Raw genomic sequence first — 15,976 nt, 5'->3', positions numbered from 1 at the left:
GCGGATCCGACGTGGCCGAGGCCGAAGACGTTGTCGTCGATGCCGCGCGGCACGCGACCGTGTTCATCCGCGACACCTGGCGCCGGCACTACGCGCGCGAACCCGATGCCCCGATCGCGCTGGCGTCGCTGGCGCGGCGCCTGGACCTGCTGCTCGCGGCCGCCTGCGGCACCAGCCTGCCGATGCGCGTGGCGCTGCCGCCGGCGCGCCCGACCGTGCTGCACCGGCTGTTCCACCGCAGCGCCTATCCGCGCCACCGCCAGGCGCTGCCGGCCACCAGCGGCGATGCGATCTGGCTCCCGGCGCACCTGGGCACCTGCGATGCCGCCGAGGCATCGGAGCTGTATCGCGCGATGGCGCTGCAGCAGGCGCGTCGCGCCATGCGTGGCAGCGTGCAGGCGATCCTCGCCCGGCGCGGCTCGCCGCTGCAGCGCGATACCGCGCTGGTGCTCGAAGCCCAGGCTGCCGAGGCCGACATCGCGCGCAGCTTCCCGGGGCTGGTGCCGGCGCTGACGCGGCTGCGCCGGCGAGCGCTTGCAGAACGGCCGCCGCTGGCCGATTTCGCGCCGGCACGGCAGCCGCTGGAGCAGCTGGTGCGCGACATCCTGGAGCGCGACGTGGCCGCCGCACCGCCACCGCCCGCGGGCACGGTCGAGGACTCGCTCGCGCACGCGGCGCGGCTGCTGCGCGACTGGGGCCTCGCCGACGCGGATGTGCAGCGGCTCGGCCCGATGCCGCTGTACCGCGACTGGTGGACGGGCGAGCTGCGCGAGGCGGGCGCCGCCGCCCGGCTTGTGGATGGCAAGCCCTTCGACCACGACGACGACGCCGGACCCGTGCGCAGCGCGCGCATGGAGCGGCGCCCCGAGGAGCGCGAAGCGAACGGGGACGAGGACAAGGGCGGCGAGCCCGGCGTGTGGATGATCCAGCAGGACGCGCCGCACGAGGTCGCCGAGGATCCCTTCGGCCTGCAGCGCCCGGTGGACCGCGACGACGAGACCAGCGCGGACGAGTACGGCGACATGCTTTCCGAGCTGGCTTCGACGCGGATGGTCGCCGCGCCCGATCCGCCGCGCGAAGTCCTGCTGTCCGACGATCCGCCCGCCAGCCGCGCCAGGATCGAGTTCGACGCTCCCGACGCCGGCGGCAGCCGGTTCCGCTATCCCGAGTGGGACCACGCCAGCCGGTCCTACATCGAGCACGGCACCACGGTGCGCATGCTGCCGCCGGTGGAAGGCGACAGCCGCTGGATCGACGCGACCCTGGCGCGGCATCGCTCGCACCTCGACGGCATCCGTCGCCAGTTCGAGGCGCTGCGCCCCGAGCGCGTCCGCCTGCGCCGGCAGAGCGACGGCGACGACATCGATATCGATGCCTGCGTGCAAGGCCGCGCCGACCTGCGCGCGGGGGGCTTCCTGCGCGAGGGGCTGTACGAGGCGCGCCGGCCGGGCCGGCGCAGCATCGCGGTGTCGTTGCTGGTCGACGCCAGCGGGTCCACCGACAGCTTCATCGGCGATGGCCGGCGCGTGATCGACGTCGAGCGCGAGGCCCTGCTGCTGGTCTGCATGGCATTGCAAGGCCTGGGCGAACCTTTCTCGGTCATGGCCTTCTCCGGTGAGGGCCCGCACGGCGTGACGCTGCGCATGCTCAAGGCCTTCGACGAGGCCTACGGCCAGGGCGTCGCGCTGCGCATCGCCGGCCTGGAGCCCGAGCACTACACGCGCGCCGGCGCCGCGATCCGCCATGCCACGGCGCTGCTGATGAAGCAGCCCGCCGAGCACCGCCTGCTGCTGATGCTGTCGGACGGCAAGCCCAACGACGCCGACCGCTACGACGGCCTGTTCGGCGTCGAGGACATGCGCCAGTCGGTCACCGAGGCACGGCTGCAGGGCATCTTCCCGTTCTGCCTGACCGTGGACCTGCAGGCACCCGGCTATCTGCCGAAGGTGTTTGGCGCAGGCCATTACGCCCTGCTGGCGACGCCCGAGCGCCTGCCGCTGGTGCTGCTGGACTGGACCAGGCGATTGCTGGCGCGCTGAGCCGTGCCTCCGGGAGACGCGCCGGGCGCCTTGCGGATGTCCCGCGCCTCACGCAGCTTCCATCGCCGCTGCCGCATCCTGTGCTGCCGGGGCCCGGTGCCCCGCGAAGCCACAGGACACCTCCATGAGCAAGCCACTCCAGGACAGGACCGTCGCCATCCTCGCCACCGATGGCGTGGAGCAGATCGAGCTCACCGAGCCCAGGAAGGCGGTGGAAGAGGCCGGCGCCACGGTCCGCCTGCTGTCGATCAAGGCCGGCGAGATCCAGGGCATGCACCACGACAGGCCCGGCGACCGCCTCAAGGTGGATGGCCTGGTGGCCGACGCCAGCATCGACGAGTTCGACGCGCTGATCCTGCCCGGTGGCGTGGCCAATCCCGACACGCTGCGCATGGATGCTGCGGCCGTCGCCTTCGTGCGCGATTTCGCGCGCAGCGGCAAGCCGATCGGTGTCATCTGCCACGGGCCGTGGGTGCTGATCGAGGCCGACGTGGTGCGCGGCCGCCGCATGACCTCGTGGCCCAGCGTGCGCACCGACCTGCGCAATGCCGGCGCCGAGGTGGTGGACGAGGAAGTGGTGACCGACAAGGGCCTGGTGTCGAGCCGCAAGCCGGACGACCTGCCGGCGTTCTGCCGCAAGATCGTGGAAGAGTTCGCGGAGGGGCGGCACGCGCCGCAGCACTGAACCGATGTATACGAACCTGCTGTCACCGATCCAGGCCGGCGCCGTGGCGCTGCCCAACCGCGTGCTCATGGCGCCGCTGACGCGTTCGCGCGCCGGCCAGCCCGGCGACGTGCCGACCGCCATGAACGCGGAGTACTACGCGCAGCGCGCCGGCGCCGGGCTGATCGTCTCCGAGGCGACGCAGGTCTCGCCGCAGGGCCAGGGCTATGCGCTCACGCCTGGCATCTACAGCGACGCGCAGGAAGCCGGCTGGAAGCTGGTGACCGATGCCGTGCATGCCCGCGGCGGGCGGATCGCGGCGCAGCTGTGGCACGTCGGGCGCATTTCGCACCCGCTGCTGCGGCCCGATGGTGCGGTGCCGGTCGCGCCTTCAGCCATCGTCGCCAAGGGCGCGACGTGCTTCGTGATCCAGGCCGACGGCACGCCTGCCAACCTGCCGTCGACCATGCCGCGCGCGTTGGCAACGGAGGAGATCCCCGCGGTGATCGCGGAATTCGTGCAGGCGGCGCAACGCGCCGACCGCGCCGGCTTCGACATGGTGGAGATCCACGCGGCCAACGGCTACCTGCTGCAGCAGTTCCTGGCGACCAACAGCAACCGGCGTACGGATGGCTACGGCGGCTCGCTCGAGAACCGCGCCCGCATCGTGCTGGAGGTGGTGGATGCGGTGGTCACCGAGCTTGGCGCGGGGCACGTGGGTGTGCGCATGTCGCCGCACTTCACCGGCCACGACATCGCAGACCTCGAGCCCGAGCAAAGCGCGCTGTTCCTGGCGCGCGAGTTCAGCCGCCGCGGCATCGCCTACCTGCACATCGCCGAGCCGGACTGGGCCGGTGGCCCGAAGCTCAGCGACGCGTTCCGCCGCGCCCTGCGCCAGGCGTTCCCGGGCACCCTGGTGTTCTGCGGTGGCTATACGGCAGAAAGCGCCGAAGCACTGGTCGCGTCCGGCGTGGGCGATGCGGTGGCCTTTGGCCGCCTGTACATCGCCAACCCGGATCTGGTGGAGCGCTTCCGCACGGGCGCGGACCTCAACGCGCCGGACCGGTCCACGTTCTATGGCGGCGACGCGAAGGGCTACACCGATTACCCGACGCTCGATCAGCAGCGTCCAGCGCCTTGATCAGGCAGAGGCGCACCGTGGCGTGAGCGACCTGGGGGCCGCTCAGCCGCGGCGTGCGGCCTCTATAGCGGCGACGTCGATCTTGCGCATGGTCATCATGGCGTTGAACACGCGCTTGGCCGCGGCGCGGTCGGGGCCGGTGTAGGCCTCGGTGAGGACGCGCGGGGTGATCTGCCACGAGATGCCCCACTTGTCCTTGCACCAGCCGCATTCGCTTTCCTGGCCGCCGTTGCCGACGATCGCGTTCCACAGGCGGTCGGTCTCGGCCTGGTCGTCGGTGGCCACCTGGAAGGAGAACGCTTCGCTGTGCCTGAACGTGTCGCCGCCGTTGAGGCCGAGGCAGGGGATGCCCAGCACGGTGAACTCGACCGTCAGCACGTCGCCTTCCTTGCCGGACGGGTAGTCACCGGGCGCGTGGTTGACGGCGGTGACCGCACTGTCGGGGAAGGTCTCGGCGTAGAAGGTGGCGGCATCGAGCGCGTCGCTGTCGAACCACAGGCAGATGGTGTTCTTCGCGATCATGGTCTTGTCCTCGGACTTCGGCGTGGCGGGTGGTGCCAGCCCGGGCGGGAACCGCCTACCTACGCCACCAGCCGTTAAACGGCCGCGAGCGAGGGCGCGGGCGCCTGCAACCCGCGGCCGTACTTCGCCGGTCGTCGCGTTGGCCATCGCGATCATGTGGCAATCTCCGCGCACCTGCCCGGAGCCGCCAGATGACGAACCGCATCGCACTGATCCTGTTGTTGCTGTGCCTCGCCGGTGCCGCCGGTGCCACCGTGGCGGGCGATGCATTGCCGGTCGTGCAGCCGGAGGGCCGGTATGTCGACGACGACGAGGCGGCCAGTTACCTGCCCACGCCGCCCGGCAGTCGTGCCCGGTTCCGCCAGCTGCTCAATGCCTCGATCCAGAACAACCCGCGCAACGTGTCGGCGCTTGCGCACCGCGCCTTCCTGTTCATGGAAGGTGGCGACGCCAAGCGTGCACGTCGCGATTACGACGCGGCGCTGGCGGCGTCGGAGCCGGGCAGCCGCTACGAGCGGCATGTGTTGTGGTCGCGGGGCTGGTCGAACTACGACGAGGGCGACTTCGCGGCCACGTATGCCGACTGGCAGCGGGCGATCGCGCTGCACGGCGGTGGGCCGTTCTGGGCGCCCTACAGCCTGGCGTTGCTGTACTGGTCCGCCGGCCAGTCCGAGCCCGCATTGCAGTGGTATGCCACCGCGGCCGTGGCCAATCCGGAATGGAGCACGCCGGAAGGCGTGGCCGTCAGGACCCGGCGCTGGTCGCCTGCGCAGCGCGAGCGCATGCAGGCCCTGTTCGCGGCGTGGGTCGCAACAGCGCAGCAATAGGCCCGTTTTCCGCGCGATTTGCGTCTCCACGCTAGAGGCGCGGGCTTCCGTCGCCGGGAACGCCCATGGCCGCCAGCCCCGACCTGTCCGTGCTCGCCAACAGCCTGGTGGTTGGCGTGACCGGGCATCGCCACCTGCGCGGGCAGGACATCGCCGGGCTTGAAGCCGGTGTGCGGACCTTCCTGCAGGAGCTGCAATCGCGGTTCCACGGCTTGCCGCTGGTGGTGCTGTCGCCGATGGCCGAAGGTGCCGACCAGCTGGTCGCCCAGGTGGCGCTGGCGCTCGGCCTGCACGTGGTGGCGCCGCTGCCGTTGCCGCTCGCGCTGTACCGGGAAGACTTCGAGGATCCCGCCAGCCTGCAGATGCTGGAGCGGCAGTTGCACCAGGTTGAAGTGATGGAGCTGCCGCTGGAGCGTGGCGAGACCGTGGCATCGCTCGCGTTGCCCGGGCCGACGCGCGACCGGCGCTACCGGCAGGCGGGGATCTTCGTGTCCAGCCATTGCCACGTGCTGCTCGCGCTGTGGGACGGCCAGCCGTCGGGGCGCGTGGGCGGCACGGCGGACATCGTGCGCTTCCATCTGGAAGGCGCCACGCCGGCCGACCCCGACAACCGCCGCGCCACCGACACCCTGCTCGGGCCGGACCAGGAAAATGTCGTCCATCACCTGCCCGCGGCACGCCGAGGCGCTGCGGACCTCGCGGACGCGCGGCCGCGCTGGCTGGTGGCGGGCGAGGGCGCGCAGGCCGGCTCCTCGCTGCCGGACGCGTTCGCGCGGATGTTCTCGCGGCAGGCGGCGTTCAACGTGGACCTGCGCAGGTACGCGGCGCCGATCGCGGCGGAGCCGGCGCCGTCGCCCGCGGCCGCGGCGTGCCCGGTGTGGCGGACGTTCACCGGCGCCGACTGGCTGGCGCGCCTCTACCAGCGGCGCGTGGCGCGCGTGCTGTCGGCGACCTACGTGCTGGTGGCGCTGATGGGCTTCGCGTTCTTCACCTACACCGACATCGTCAGCGACGACCTGGTGATCTACCTGTTCCTGCTGCTGTTCGCCGCCGGCACGGTGCTGATGCTCATTGCCAGCCGGCGCGAATGGCAGCGCAAGTACCTGGATTACCGCGCGCTCGCCGAAGGCCTGCGCGTGCAGTCGTACTGGCGGCGCGCGGGCATCGTGGTGGCGGGCACGCGCGCGTTCGCGCACGACAACTTCATGCAGAAGCAGGACGTGGAGCTCGGCTGGATCCGCAACGTGATGCGCGGTGCCGGCATCGACGGCATGCGCGTGCCGGTGACGGCCGACGCGGCGCAGGTGCAGTCGGTGGTTGCCGAGTGGATCGGCGAGCCCGGCGGCGACGGCCAGCTCGGCTACTACGCCGGCAGCTCGCTGCGCCGCGCGCGACTGCACCGGCGTGCGGAACTCCTGGGATTGGCCTGCATCGGCCTGGGCGTGGCGCTGTGCGTGCTGCTGGCGATCTTTGCCAGCCGCCTCGACGCGCAGACCAAGCAGGTGCTGGTCTCGGTGATGGGCATCCTGTCGGTGGCGGCGGCGGTGCACGAGGCCTACATGCACAAGAAGGCGGACAAGGAACTGATCCGGCAATACCGCTTCATGCAGCGCATCTTCGCCTCGGCGCATCGCCGGCTGGCGGCGGTCGTGGACGTGGTGGCCCGGCAGCGCATCCTGGCCGCGCTCGGCGAGGCGGCGCTCACCGAGCACGCGGAGTGGACACTGCTGCACCGCGAGCGCCCGCTGCCGCAGTCGCGCATCTGATCCCCATGGCCGCTGCCGGCGGCGGATCGCGTTGGAATCCTGACGCTCCGGGCATTTACGTCCATGCGCTTTCGTGCCTTCCTGAGCTACAGCCACGCCGACGCCGCCTGGGCGCGCTGGCTGCTGCGGCGGCTGGAGACCTACCGCGTGCCGTCGCACCTGGTGGGCACGCAGGGCACGCACGGGGTGATCGAGCGCCGTCTCGGCAGTTTCTTCCTCGACCGCGACGAGCTCCCCAGCGCGGGTGACCTCGGCGAAACCATCCACGCGGCACTCGCCGCTTCCGATGCGCTGGTGGTCCTGTGTTCGCCCGCGGCTGCCGGCTCGCGCTGGGTCAACGCCGAGATCGAAGCCTTCCAGGACAGCGGCCGCGGCGACCGCGTGCTGTGCTTCGTGGTGGGCGGCGAACCGGGTGCCAGCGATCCGGCGCAGGCCTGCTTTCCGCCGATGCTGCTGCGCCCGGCGGCCAATGGCGCGCGCGTGCACGAGCCCCTGGCCGCCGACGCGCGCCCCGAGGGCGACGGCCGCCAGCGCGCCTTCCTGAAGCTGGTGGCGGGGCTGCTGGGCGTCGGCTACGACGCGCTGGCGCAGCGCGAGGCGCAGCGGCGCATGCGCCGGATGGCGATCGTGTCGGTGGCATCGACGGCCGGCATGGCGCTGGCGCTGGGGCTGGCGGCCACCGCGTACGTGGCGCGCAACGACGCGCAACGGCGGCAGGCGCAGGCGGAAGACATCCTGGGTTTCATGCTGGGCGACCTGCGCGAGAAACTTGCCACGGTCGGGCGGCTGGACCTGATGCGCGTGGTGGACGACAAGGCCACGGGCTATTTCGCCGCGCTCGATCCGCGCGACATCAGCGACCGCGCGCTGGAGGAGCAGGCGCGTTCGCTGGCCGGCATCGGCCAGGTGCGGCTGGAAGGTGGCGACCACGACGCGGCGATGGCCGCGTTCCGCGAGGCACACGCGCGCAGCACCTTGCTGCACGCACGCGCGCCGGACAGCGGCCAGCGCCTGTTCGACCTGGCGCAGGCCGAGTTCTGGATCGGATACGTGGCGCTGCAGCAAGGCCGCAGCGAGGACGCGGGCAGGTGGCTGCGGCGCTACCGCGACAGCGCGGTGCGGCTGGCGGCGATGGACCGCGACAACTTCGACTGGCAACGCGAGGTCGCCTACGGCCACCACAACCTTGCCGTGCTCGACGAAGCCCAGGGCCGCCCCGACGAGGCCGAACGCGCACTCGAGCAGGAGCTCGCGCTGTACCGCGGCTGGTTGCGCGAGCGCCCGCACGACACCGCGCTGCGCGCCGAGGCGGCCAACGTCGCGTCATGGCTGGGCACCCTGGCCGACCGCCGCGGCGCGCTGCTGGACGCGGAGACGTTCCAGGCCGAACAGGTGGATGGCATGCACCGCAACATGGCCGACGAACCGGACGTCGCCGAATGGCGCGTGCAGCACCTGGACGCGCTGCTGCTGCTGGCGCAGGTGCAGACGCGGCGCGGGCGCTGGGAGGAGGCGCGTGCGAGCCTGGCCGTGGCCGCACCGCGCGCCGCGGCGCTGGCACGCCAGGATCCGCACAACCAGAGCTGGCAGGTCACGCTCGGCGTCACCCGCCTGCTGCAGGCCAGGCTTGCGCAGGCATCGGGCATGGCCGGCGCCGCCGAGCTGGCGTCCGATGCGCTGGCGATCCTGTCGCGCGCGCAACGCGCCGAACCCGAATCCGACCGGGTGCTGCACCTGCTGGCGACCACGCACAGCCTCAAGGCGCAGCTGGCGTTGGCGCGCGGTGACGCCGCGGCGGCACGAACGCACGTACAGGATGCCGCGGCGCTGCTGGAGCCGGCCTGGCGCAAGGAACACAACGAGCGGCTGCGCCTGCTGCTGGCCTGCAACCTCGACCTGGCCGCCGAGGCCGCGGACATGGCGTCCGACGACGAGGGCGCACGCGCCGCGTCACTGCGGGCGCGCGACCTGCTGCTTGCCGACGCCGGTGACGCGCCGCCATTCGATCGCCTGGACACCCTGGTGCGCAGCCTGCATCGCCTCGGCCAGGATGCGCAGGCGCGACCGCATGTGCAGCGCCTGGACGCCGCGGGCTACGTGCCGTCGCGGCCGTGGCCCTGGCGCGACGACGCGCTGGCCACCCGGCCATGAGCGCGCGGATACGGCTTCACCTGCAGGCGGACGCCTGCTCCCCCCGGCCCCGGATGGCCGACCCCCGGAAGGAGTGCGTCATGAAAGTCGAAAACGGCAACGACAATGTCGACGTGGTCCTGGATGTGCGCAACTTCGCATCCAGCGGCAGCGACGGCTACACCACCACCACCGGCAGCAACGGGCGGGCCTACAGCTACCGCTATACCGGAGGTACCGATGACGCCGGCGGCGTGGAGCAGACCGCCGACGGCGAGAGCGGCACCATCACCGTCACGGTCGGGCTGGACCCGCGCTACCAGGTGGACCGCGTGGACTTCACCGGCGACATCGAGTCGCAGCTGTCGTGGGCCGCGGGGCCATCGCCGCGCATCGCCGTGATCACCGACAGCGACACCTCCAGTGGTGATGGTGCGTACGCCGTGATCGTCAAGGACACCACGGCCAACTGCACCTTGCCCTGCGATCCGCCGATCAAGAACAAGCCGGTCGGGCAGACCCAGACCAAGTGATGCACCACCCGGCCATGCGTTGCGCCATGGCCGGGTGGTGGTGATCGCGGGCGACGGCCGCGCGGCGATTACCCGGCGTTCACGGCCTCGGGGGGCATATGGCAATCCTCGACTGTCCTCCGGAGAATTCCATGCGCTACGCGACCCGCGGTATCGGACTGGTGCTGGCCACGAGCGTGCTTGCGCTCGCCGGTTGCGTGAGCCCCGGTGGCTACGCCGGCAATCCCGACGGCTACGGGCAGCCTGGCCAGGGCTACCCCTCGCAGTACGGCAGCCAGCTGCAGGGCACCGTCGACAGCCTCGACACGTCCTACGACCGCATCCTGCTGGTGGTCGACGACCAGCGCGGCGGACGCGGGCAACGCGCAGAAGTCCGCTACGACCAGCGCACGCGCCTGTTCTACCAGGGGCGCGAGAGTTCGGTGGAAGGCCTGGAGCGCGGCGACGTGGTGCGCATCGAGGTCTCGCAGTCCGGGCGCGAACTCTGGGCGCGCCGGGTCGAGGTGCTGCGTGATGTGCGCGAGGGCGGCTACGGCGGTGGCTATGGCGGTGGCAACGCCCAGGACCTGCGCGGCTCGGTCGCCCTGGTCGACGCGCGCTCGCGCCTGATCCGCCTCGACGGCGCCGGCTACGGCAACACGATGCAGCTGCGCTACGACGAGCGCACCACGGTCGAGTACCAGGGCCGCCGCTACCGTCCGGAGGACATGCAGCGCGGTGACCAGGTGCGGATCCAGGCGCGGCAGGTCGGCAACAACGCGTGGTTGGCCGAACGCATCATCGTGGAGCGCTCGGCCGGCCGCTGACGGACTTCCTACCGGAATTCGAACAGTTCGTAGCGCAGGTTGGCGTCCGGCACGCCGTTGGCGCGCATCTGCTCGCGGATCCGCGGCGTGAGGCCCTTCGGCCCGCAGAAGGCGATGTCGATGCCGGCCGGATCGCCTTCGCGGCAGATGGCGGCGAAGCGCTCGCCGAACGCTGGATCGCCGCCGCCGCCGGGCACACCGACCAGCTCCGCACCACGCGCTTCCGCCATGGCGCGCATGACCTCGAACTCGGGGAAGTCGCGGCCCGGGGTGTAGAAATAAAACAGCGTGACGCTGTCGAGCGTGCCCGTCGCGTGGTCCTTCAGCCAGGCGATGAAGGGCGAGATGCCCACGCCGCCGCCGATCCAGATTTCGCGGCGCGCGCTGCGGTGCCGCGCGAAGCGGCCGAACGGCGCCTGGATCTGCGCGTACATGCCAACCCGTGCGTCGGCAACCAGCTTGTTGGTGTAGTCGCCCAGGGCGCGGATGACGAACTCGATGCGGCCATCGCCGCGCTTGCCGGTCGCGATGGTGAACGGGTGCGGTTCGCGCAGGCCCTGGGCGTTCATGCGCAGGAATCCGAACTGCCCGGGCTGGAAGTCGATGCCCGCCTTGACCGGTTCGAGCTCCATGTGGATCGCCGCCGCACCGGGCGTGATCGACACCACGCGGTACTCGGCACTGCGCGCCAGCAGCGGGTACAGCAGCAGCTTCCAGGCGGCACCGGCGATGCCCAGCGCCGACAGCGCCAACAGCCAGGCACCGGCGGGGCTGGCCAGCGGCAGCGGCTGCTTGAAGCTGAGCCAGTGCAGCACCACCACCACGAACAGCGGTCCCGACAGCTTGTGCCACCAGCGCCAGGTGCCGTAGGCGATGTTGCGGTTCAGCGCCAGCAGCACGATGAACATCAGTCCGAGGAAGGACAGCTGCCGCAGCAGGCGCGGCCAGCCCTTGGGGAGTTCGAGGATCGCGGCGGTCTGCCATTCCGGCACGCCCGCCTTGAACAGCAGGTGCACCGAGGCCAGGCCGAGCGCCCAGATGCCGATCCACTTGTGCGCCAGGTACACGCGGTCGAGGCCACCGAACGCCACTTCCACGCAGGTCCAGCGCGCCCCCAGCACCGCGGCCGCGGCCATCAGCGCGAGCGCGGACACGCCAGACGCCAGGCTCAGTCCGGCCGTGCCCAGCCGTGCGCCGGCCGGAAGTTCAACACCGGCCAGCAGCGAACTCGCGGCGACCAGGAGCGTGATGACCTGCCAGGACCTGAGCTGCACGGCACACCTCGTCGGCGCGTGCGAGGGCGCCTCGTCCGCGACTGTAGGCGCGATCCCTCGGCGCAGCCTTGCGCTGGATCAAGCGGTGACGCCCAACGCACGGGCCCTTTCCGAAAGGGCGGGTTCAGCAACATCCACATGGATGGTGATAGGATGGTCCACGCCATCCAGAAGCATCCCTCGCATGACCGAGCCACGCCCGCGTGCCGTCGCCGACAACGAGAAGATCACCATCAACCTCGGAGTGGTGGATCTCGGCCAGATCGACCTCCTGGTGCAGGAGGGGTTCTATTCCAACCGCACCGATCTCATCCGTACCGCCATCCGCAACCAGCTGGCGGCGCACGGCGAGGTGCTGCGCACCACCGTCGCGCGCCGCACCCTGGTGATGGGGCTGCAGGACTACGGGCGCCGCGAGCTCGAGGCCGCGCGCGATGCCGGCGAACGCCTGCGGATCCAGGCCCTCGGGCTGGTGCGGATCGCCGACGACGTTTCACCCGAGCTCGCGCTCGCCGCCATCGAATCGATTTCGGTACTCGGCGTGCTGCAGGCGAGCCACAGCGTGAAGGCCGCATTGGCCAGCCGTATCCACTGACCCAGGACATCCCATGACCCCCGGCAACAACACCATGCGCCAGGCGATGCGCCTGATGCAGAGCGGCGATCTGCAGGCCGCAACCCGCACCCTGCAGGACGCGCTTGGCGGCAACGCCAGCGCCGCACCGGTGCCGCCGGCGCAGGGCGTGCGCGGTGCTGCGGCGGCGCGCGAGCCGTACATCGAAGGCGAGTTCCGCGTGGTCGACGGCGGCAGGGCGCGCCCCACCGGCGCACCGTCCGCGGATTCGACGCGCAAGCGGCGCACCGCCACCGATGCGTGTCTGCGCTTCACCTGCAGCGCCGGCACGCTGGAGTACCTGCTGCATGTTCCGGCAGGCCTCGACACCGCGGGCGCGCCGCTGCTGGTGATGCTGCACGGCTGCACGCAGACGCCGGAGGACTTTGCCCGTGGCACGCGCATGAACCGGCTTGCCGACGCACAGGGCTACGTCGTGGCCTGGCCGGCGCAGTCAACGGAGCGCAACCCCAACCGCTGCTGGAACTGGTTCCGCGGCAGCGACCAGCAGCGCGGGCAGGGTGAGCCGGCAATCCTCGCCGCGCTGACCCAGGAGCTCGTCGCCACGCACCGGCTGGATGCCGATCGCGTGTATGTAGCCGGCCTGTCCGCCGGCGGCGCGATGGCCGCGGTGCTCGCCAGCACGCATGCCGATGTCTACGCCGCCATCGGCGTGCACTCGGGCCTGCCGATTGGCATGGCCAGCGACGTGCCCTCGGCCTTCGCCGCCATGCGCAAGGGCGGCGAAGGCCGCGCGCGTCCGCCGGCGACCGGCAGCGCACCCGTGCCGGCGATCGTGTTCCATGGCGACAGCGACACGACCGTGCATCCCGGCAATGGCCACGGCGTCGTGGAGCAGAGCCTTGGCGGAGGCAGCGGGGCAGGTGACGCGGTGGGGGCACGCACGGTTGAGCGAGACACGGCGCTGGGTGGGCGCAGCTCCACGCGCACCGTGCACCGCACCCCTGACGGCCGCATCGCGGCCGAACACTGGGTGGTGCATGGCGCGGGCCACGCCTGGGCCGGCGGCGATGCGGCGGGCAGTTACACCGATCCGCAGGGACCGGATGCGTCCGCGCAGATGCTGCGGTTCTTTGCAGGCTGCAGGCGTTCCATGCGCTGACGCACCTGCGTCGCAACCAGGCCTGTCGGAGCGCTTAGAGTAGGCCGCTCTGCAACGGAGGCCGCGATGCCGACCTGGCCCTTGCCACGCGATGTGCTTGAAGACAGCGATCCGCGCACCGGCCTGCGTGCCGGGCAGGTGACCGAGCGCCGGCAGCGCTTCGGCGACAACGATGTCACCGAGACGAAGCAGCGCCGCTGGTGGACGGCGGCCGCGTCCTCCGCGCGCGACCCGATGCTGTGGTTCCTGCTGGTGGTCAGCCTGCTGTTCTTCGCGCTCGGAGACCAGGCCGAGGCGATCGTGTTGCTGCTGGCCATCATCCCGCTGCTGGGCATGGACGCCTGGCTGCACCGCCGCACGCAGGCCTCCACCGAGGGCCTGGCGAGTCGCCTGGCCACCGAGGCCCGGGTGCTGCGCGATGGCGGCTGGCATGTGCTGCCCTCGCGCGAACTGCTGCCGGGCGACGTGGTGGAGGTGGCCGCCGGCGACTGGGTGCCGGCGGACGGCCTGGTGCTGTCCGGCAGCGACCCGCAGTTCGACGAATCCTCGCTCACCGGCGAATCGTTGCCGGTCCGCAAGCGCGTGTTCAACGCGGCCGGCGCGCTGCCCGACAGCGTCGACGCCAGCCACTGGGCCCACGCCGGCACGCGCCTGCTGACCGGCAGCGCGCGGCTGTGGATCGCGCACACCGGTGCCTTGACCCGCTACGGCGAGATCGTGCGCCTGTCGCGCGCCGGCGGGCAGGCGCGCACGCCATTGCAGCAGTCGGTGACGCGCCTGGTGCGCGTGCTGCTGATCGCGGCGCTGCTGCTGTGCCTGGTGCTTGCGGCCGTGCGGCTGGCGCAGGGGCACGGGCTGGTGGACGCCTTGATCAGTGCGCTGACCCTGGCGGTGGCCGCGTTGCCCGAGGAGTTTCCGGTCGTGTTCACCCTGTTCCTCGGGGTGGGCGTCTATCGCCTGGCACAGCGCCAGGCGCTGGTGCGGCGCGCGGTGGCGGTGGAGAACATCGGTCGGGTGAGTGCGATCTGCTCCGACAAGACCGGCACGCTCACCGAAGGCGAGTTGCGGCTGGTCGAGACCGTGCCGGCCGATGGCGTGGACGCGCCGGCGCTGCTGGCGATTGCGGCGCGTGCATCGGCCGCGGCCAACCATGATCCGATGGACCGTGCGATCCGCGAGGCGGCGCCGCCGGCGGCGGAGCACCGGGAGCGCCTGGCCACGTTTCCCTTCACCGAGGAGCGCCGTCGCGAGACCGCCTTGCTGCGCGACGGCGCCGGCGTGGTCGCCGTGGTCAAGGGCGCGCCGGAAACGGTGCTGGCCATGTGCACGCCAGGCGCCGACGGCCACGACGCATGGCGCGCGAAGCTGCATGCGCTGGCCGGTCGCGGCTACAAGGTCATCGCCTGCGCGCAGCGCGTGCTGCCGGGCGACCACGACGCCGCGCGGGAGCCGGACGCCGGCTACACGATGGCCGGACTGCTTGCCTTCGGCGACCCGCTGCGCGAGGGCGTGCGCGAATCGGTCCAGGCCTGCCTGGCCGCGGGCATCCGCGTGATCATGGTCACCGGCGACCATCCACTCACCGCCGGTGCCATCGCCGGCGAAATCGGCATCGGTGGTGGCCAGCCCGTGGTGCTGAGCCTGGAAGGACGCCAGGACACGCAGGTGGATGCCGATGAACTCGCCGGCGCCGACGTGATCGCGCGCGCGGCCCCGGGGCAGAAGCTGCAGCTTGTGCAGGCGCTGCAGGCGCGCGGGCATACCGTGGCGGTCACCGGCGACGGCGTCAACGACGTGCCGGCACTGCAGGCCGCCGACATCGGCATCGCCATGGGCGAGCGCGGCACGCGCAGTGCGCGCGAGGCGGCGGCCATCGTGCTGCTGGACGACAACTTCCGCACCCTGGTGAACGCCATCGCCGAGGGCCGGCAGCTGTTCGCCAACCTGCAGCGCGGCTTCGCCTACCTGATCCTGGTGCACGTGCCGCTGGTGCTGTCGGCGGCGCTGGTGCCGCTGCTCGGGTTCCCGCTGCTGTACCTGCCGATCCACATCGTCTGGCTCGAGTTGCTGATCCACCCGACGGCGATGCTCGCGTTCCAGCTGCGCAGCAATGCACGCCTCGAAGGACGCCCGCCACCGGCCGGGCCGGTGCGGTTCTTCTCGCCGCGCGCATGGTGGGCGCTGGGATTCGCCGGCACCGTCGCGACCTGCGCGGTGCTGGCCGGCTACCGGATCGGCGGGCAGGTGGCGGCCGCGGGCGATGCCGCGGCCGGGCGCTCGCTGGCGCTCGCCGTGCTGATCCTGTGCAGCGTGGCGTTCCTGGCGGTGCTCACCGGCCTGCGCGGCCGGCTGCCGCTTGGCATCGCCGCGGCGAGCCTGGCGAGCGTGGCGCTGATCCAGGTGCCGGCGCTTTCGGAACTGCTGGAAGTGCAACCGCTGGGCGCGACAGGGCTGGCCGCGGCTGTCGCGCTCGCGGTCGTGGCGGGGCTGTCGGCGCTGCCGCTCAGGCGCACGTTGCACTGACCGCCGGCTTGCCGC

13 protein-coding genes are annotated in these 15,976 nt (G+C 71.8%); 11 read left to right on the top strand and 2 right to left on the bottom strand.

The genetic code is table 11. The annotated features are described in order from the left end of the window. The first annotated feature begins 11 nt into the window (after positions 1–11). From IDM46_RS08295 to IDM46_RS08285, 3 genes are all read left to right on the top strand, one after another. Positions 12–2,039, top strand: a complete 2,028-nt coding sequence (locus tag IDM46_RS08295; protein WP_185115440.1) for a hypothetical protein — start codon at positions 12–14, stop codon at positions 2,037–2,039. A gap of 124 nt (positions 2,040–2,163) precedes the next feature. Continuing rightward, on the top strand, positions 2,164–2,724 hold the full coding sequence (locus IDM46_RS08290) for a type 1 glutamine amidotransferase domain-containing protein (protein WP_185115439.1): 561 nt from the start codon (positions 2,164–2,166) through the stop codon (positions 2,722–2,724). Positions 2,725–2,728: 4 nt separating this feature from the next. Next, positions 2,729–3,844, top strand: a complete 1,116-nt coding sequence (locus IDM46_RS08285; protein ID WP_185115438.1) for an alkene reductase — start codon at positions 2,729–2,731, stop codon at positions 3,842–3,844. 42 nt (positions 3,845–3,886) lie between these two features. Here IDM46_RS08285 and IDM46_RS08280 read toward each other — a convergent pair whose 3' ends face one another. After that, positions 3,887–4,366, bottom strand: a complete 480-nt coding sequence (locus tag IDM46_RS08280; RefSeq protein ID WP_185115437.1) for a VOC family protein — start codon at positions 4,364–4,366, stop codon at positions 3,887–3,889. Between the two features lie 191 nt (positions 4,367–4,557). On the opposite strand from IDM46_RS08280, the gene IDM46_RS08275 reads away from it, so the two are divergent. The 5 genes from IDM46_RS08275 to IDM46_RS08255 all read left to right on the top strand — a co-directional run bounded on the left by IDM46_RS08275 (position 4,558) and on the right by IDM46_RS08255 (position 10,428). Next, positions 4,558–5,193: a tetratricopeptide repeat protein gene (locus tag IDM46_RS08275; RefSeq protein ID WP_185115436.1), complete on the top strand. Its 636-nt coding sequence runs from the start codon at positions 4,558–4,560 to the stop codon at positions 5,191–5,193. A gap of 65 nt (positions 5,194–5,258) precedes the next feature. Next, positions 5,259–6,959: a hypothetical protein gene (locus tag IDM46_RS08270; protein ID WP_185115435.1), complete on the top strand. Its 1,701-nt coding sequence runs from the start codon at positions 5,259–5,261 to the stop codon at positions 6,957–6,959. Positions 6,960–7,022: 63 nt separating this feature from the next. Next, complete coding sequence (locus IDM46_RS08265) at positions 7,023–9,110, top strand: toll/interleukin-1 receptor domain-containing protein (protein ID WP_185115434.1); 2,088 nt, start codon at positions 7,023–7,025, stop codon at positions 9,108–9,110. 80 nt (positions 9,111–9,190) lie between these two features. Beyond that, positions 9,191–9,622 carry a hypothetical protein gene (locus IDM46_RS08260; protein ID WP_185115433.1) on the top strand — a complete coding sequence of 144 codons (432 nt, stop codon included), beginning with the start codon at positions 9,191–9,193 and terminating at the stop codon, positions 9,620–9,622. Positions 9,623–9,753: 131 nt separating this feature from the next. Beyond that, the gene (locus tag IDM46_RS08255; RefSeq protein ID WP_182820626.1) at positions 9,754–10,428 is read left to right on the top strand and encodes a DUF5666 domain-containing protein; all 675 of its coding nucleotides are present in this window, start codon (positions 9,754–9,756) and stop codon (positions 10,426–10,428) included. Positions 10,429–10,436: 8 nt separating this feature from the next. Here the strand turns inward: IDM46_RS08255 and IDM46_RS08250 are convergent, their stop codons facing one another. Further along, positions 10,437–11,702, bottom strand: a complete 1,266-nt coding sequence (locus tag IDM46_RS08250; protein WP_185115432.1) for a ferredoxin reductase family protein — start codon at positions 11,700–11,702, stop codon at positions 10,437–10,439. 184 nt (positions 11,703–11,886) lie between these two features. On the opposite strand from IDM46_RS08250, the gene IDM46_RS08245 reads away from it, so the two are divergent. The 3 genes from IDM46_RS08245 to IDM46_RS08235 all read left to right on the top strand — a co-directional run bounded on the left by IDM46_RS08245 (position 11,887) and on the right by IDM46_RS08235 (position 15,961). Beyond that, positions 11,887–12,297: a CopG family transcriptional regulator gene (locus IDM46_RS08245; RefSeq protein WP_185115431.1), complete on the top strand. Its 411-nt coding sequence runs from the start codon at positions 11,887–11,889 to the stop codon at positions 12,295–12,297. A gap of 13 nt (positions 12,298–12,310) precedes the next feature. Further along, on the top strand, positions 12,311–13,438 hold the full coding sequence (locus IDM46_RS08240; RefSeq protein WP_185115430.1) for a PHB depolymerase family esterase: 1,128 nt from the start codon (positions 12,311–12,313) through the stop codon (positions 13,436–13,438). 66 nt (positions 13,439–13,504) lie between these two features. After that, positions 13,505–15,961 (top strand): cation-transporting P-type ATPase, encoded by a 2,457-nt coding sequence (locus IDM46_RS08235; RefSeq protein ID WP_185115429.1) that lies wholly within the window; start codon positions 13,505–13,507, stop codon positions 15,959–15,961. The last annotated feature ends 15 nt before the right edge of the window (positions 15,962–15,976 follow it).

The organism is Luteimonas sp. MC1825 (assembly GCF_014764385.1).
Classification (GTDB): domain Bacteria; phylum Pseudomonadota; class Gammaproteobacteria; order Xanthomonadales; family Xanthomonadaceae; genus Luteimonas.
This window is presented reverse-complemented; position numbering and strand designations above follow the sequence as displayed.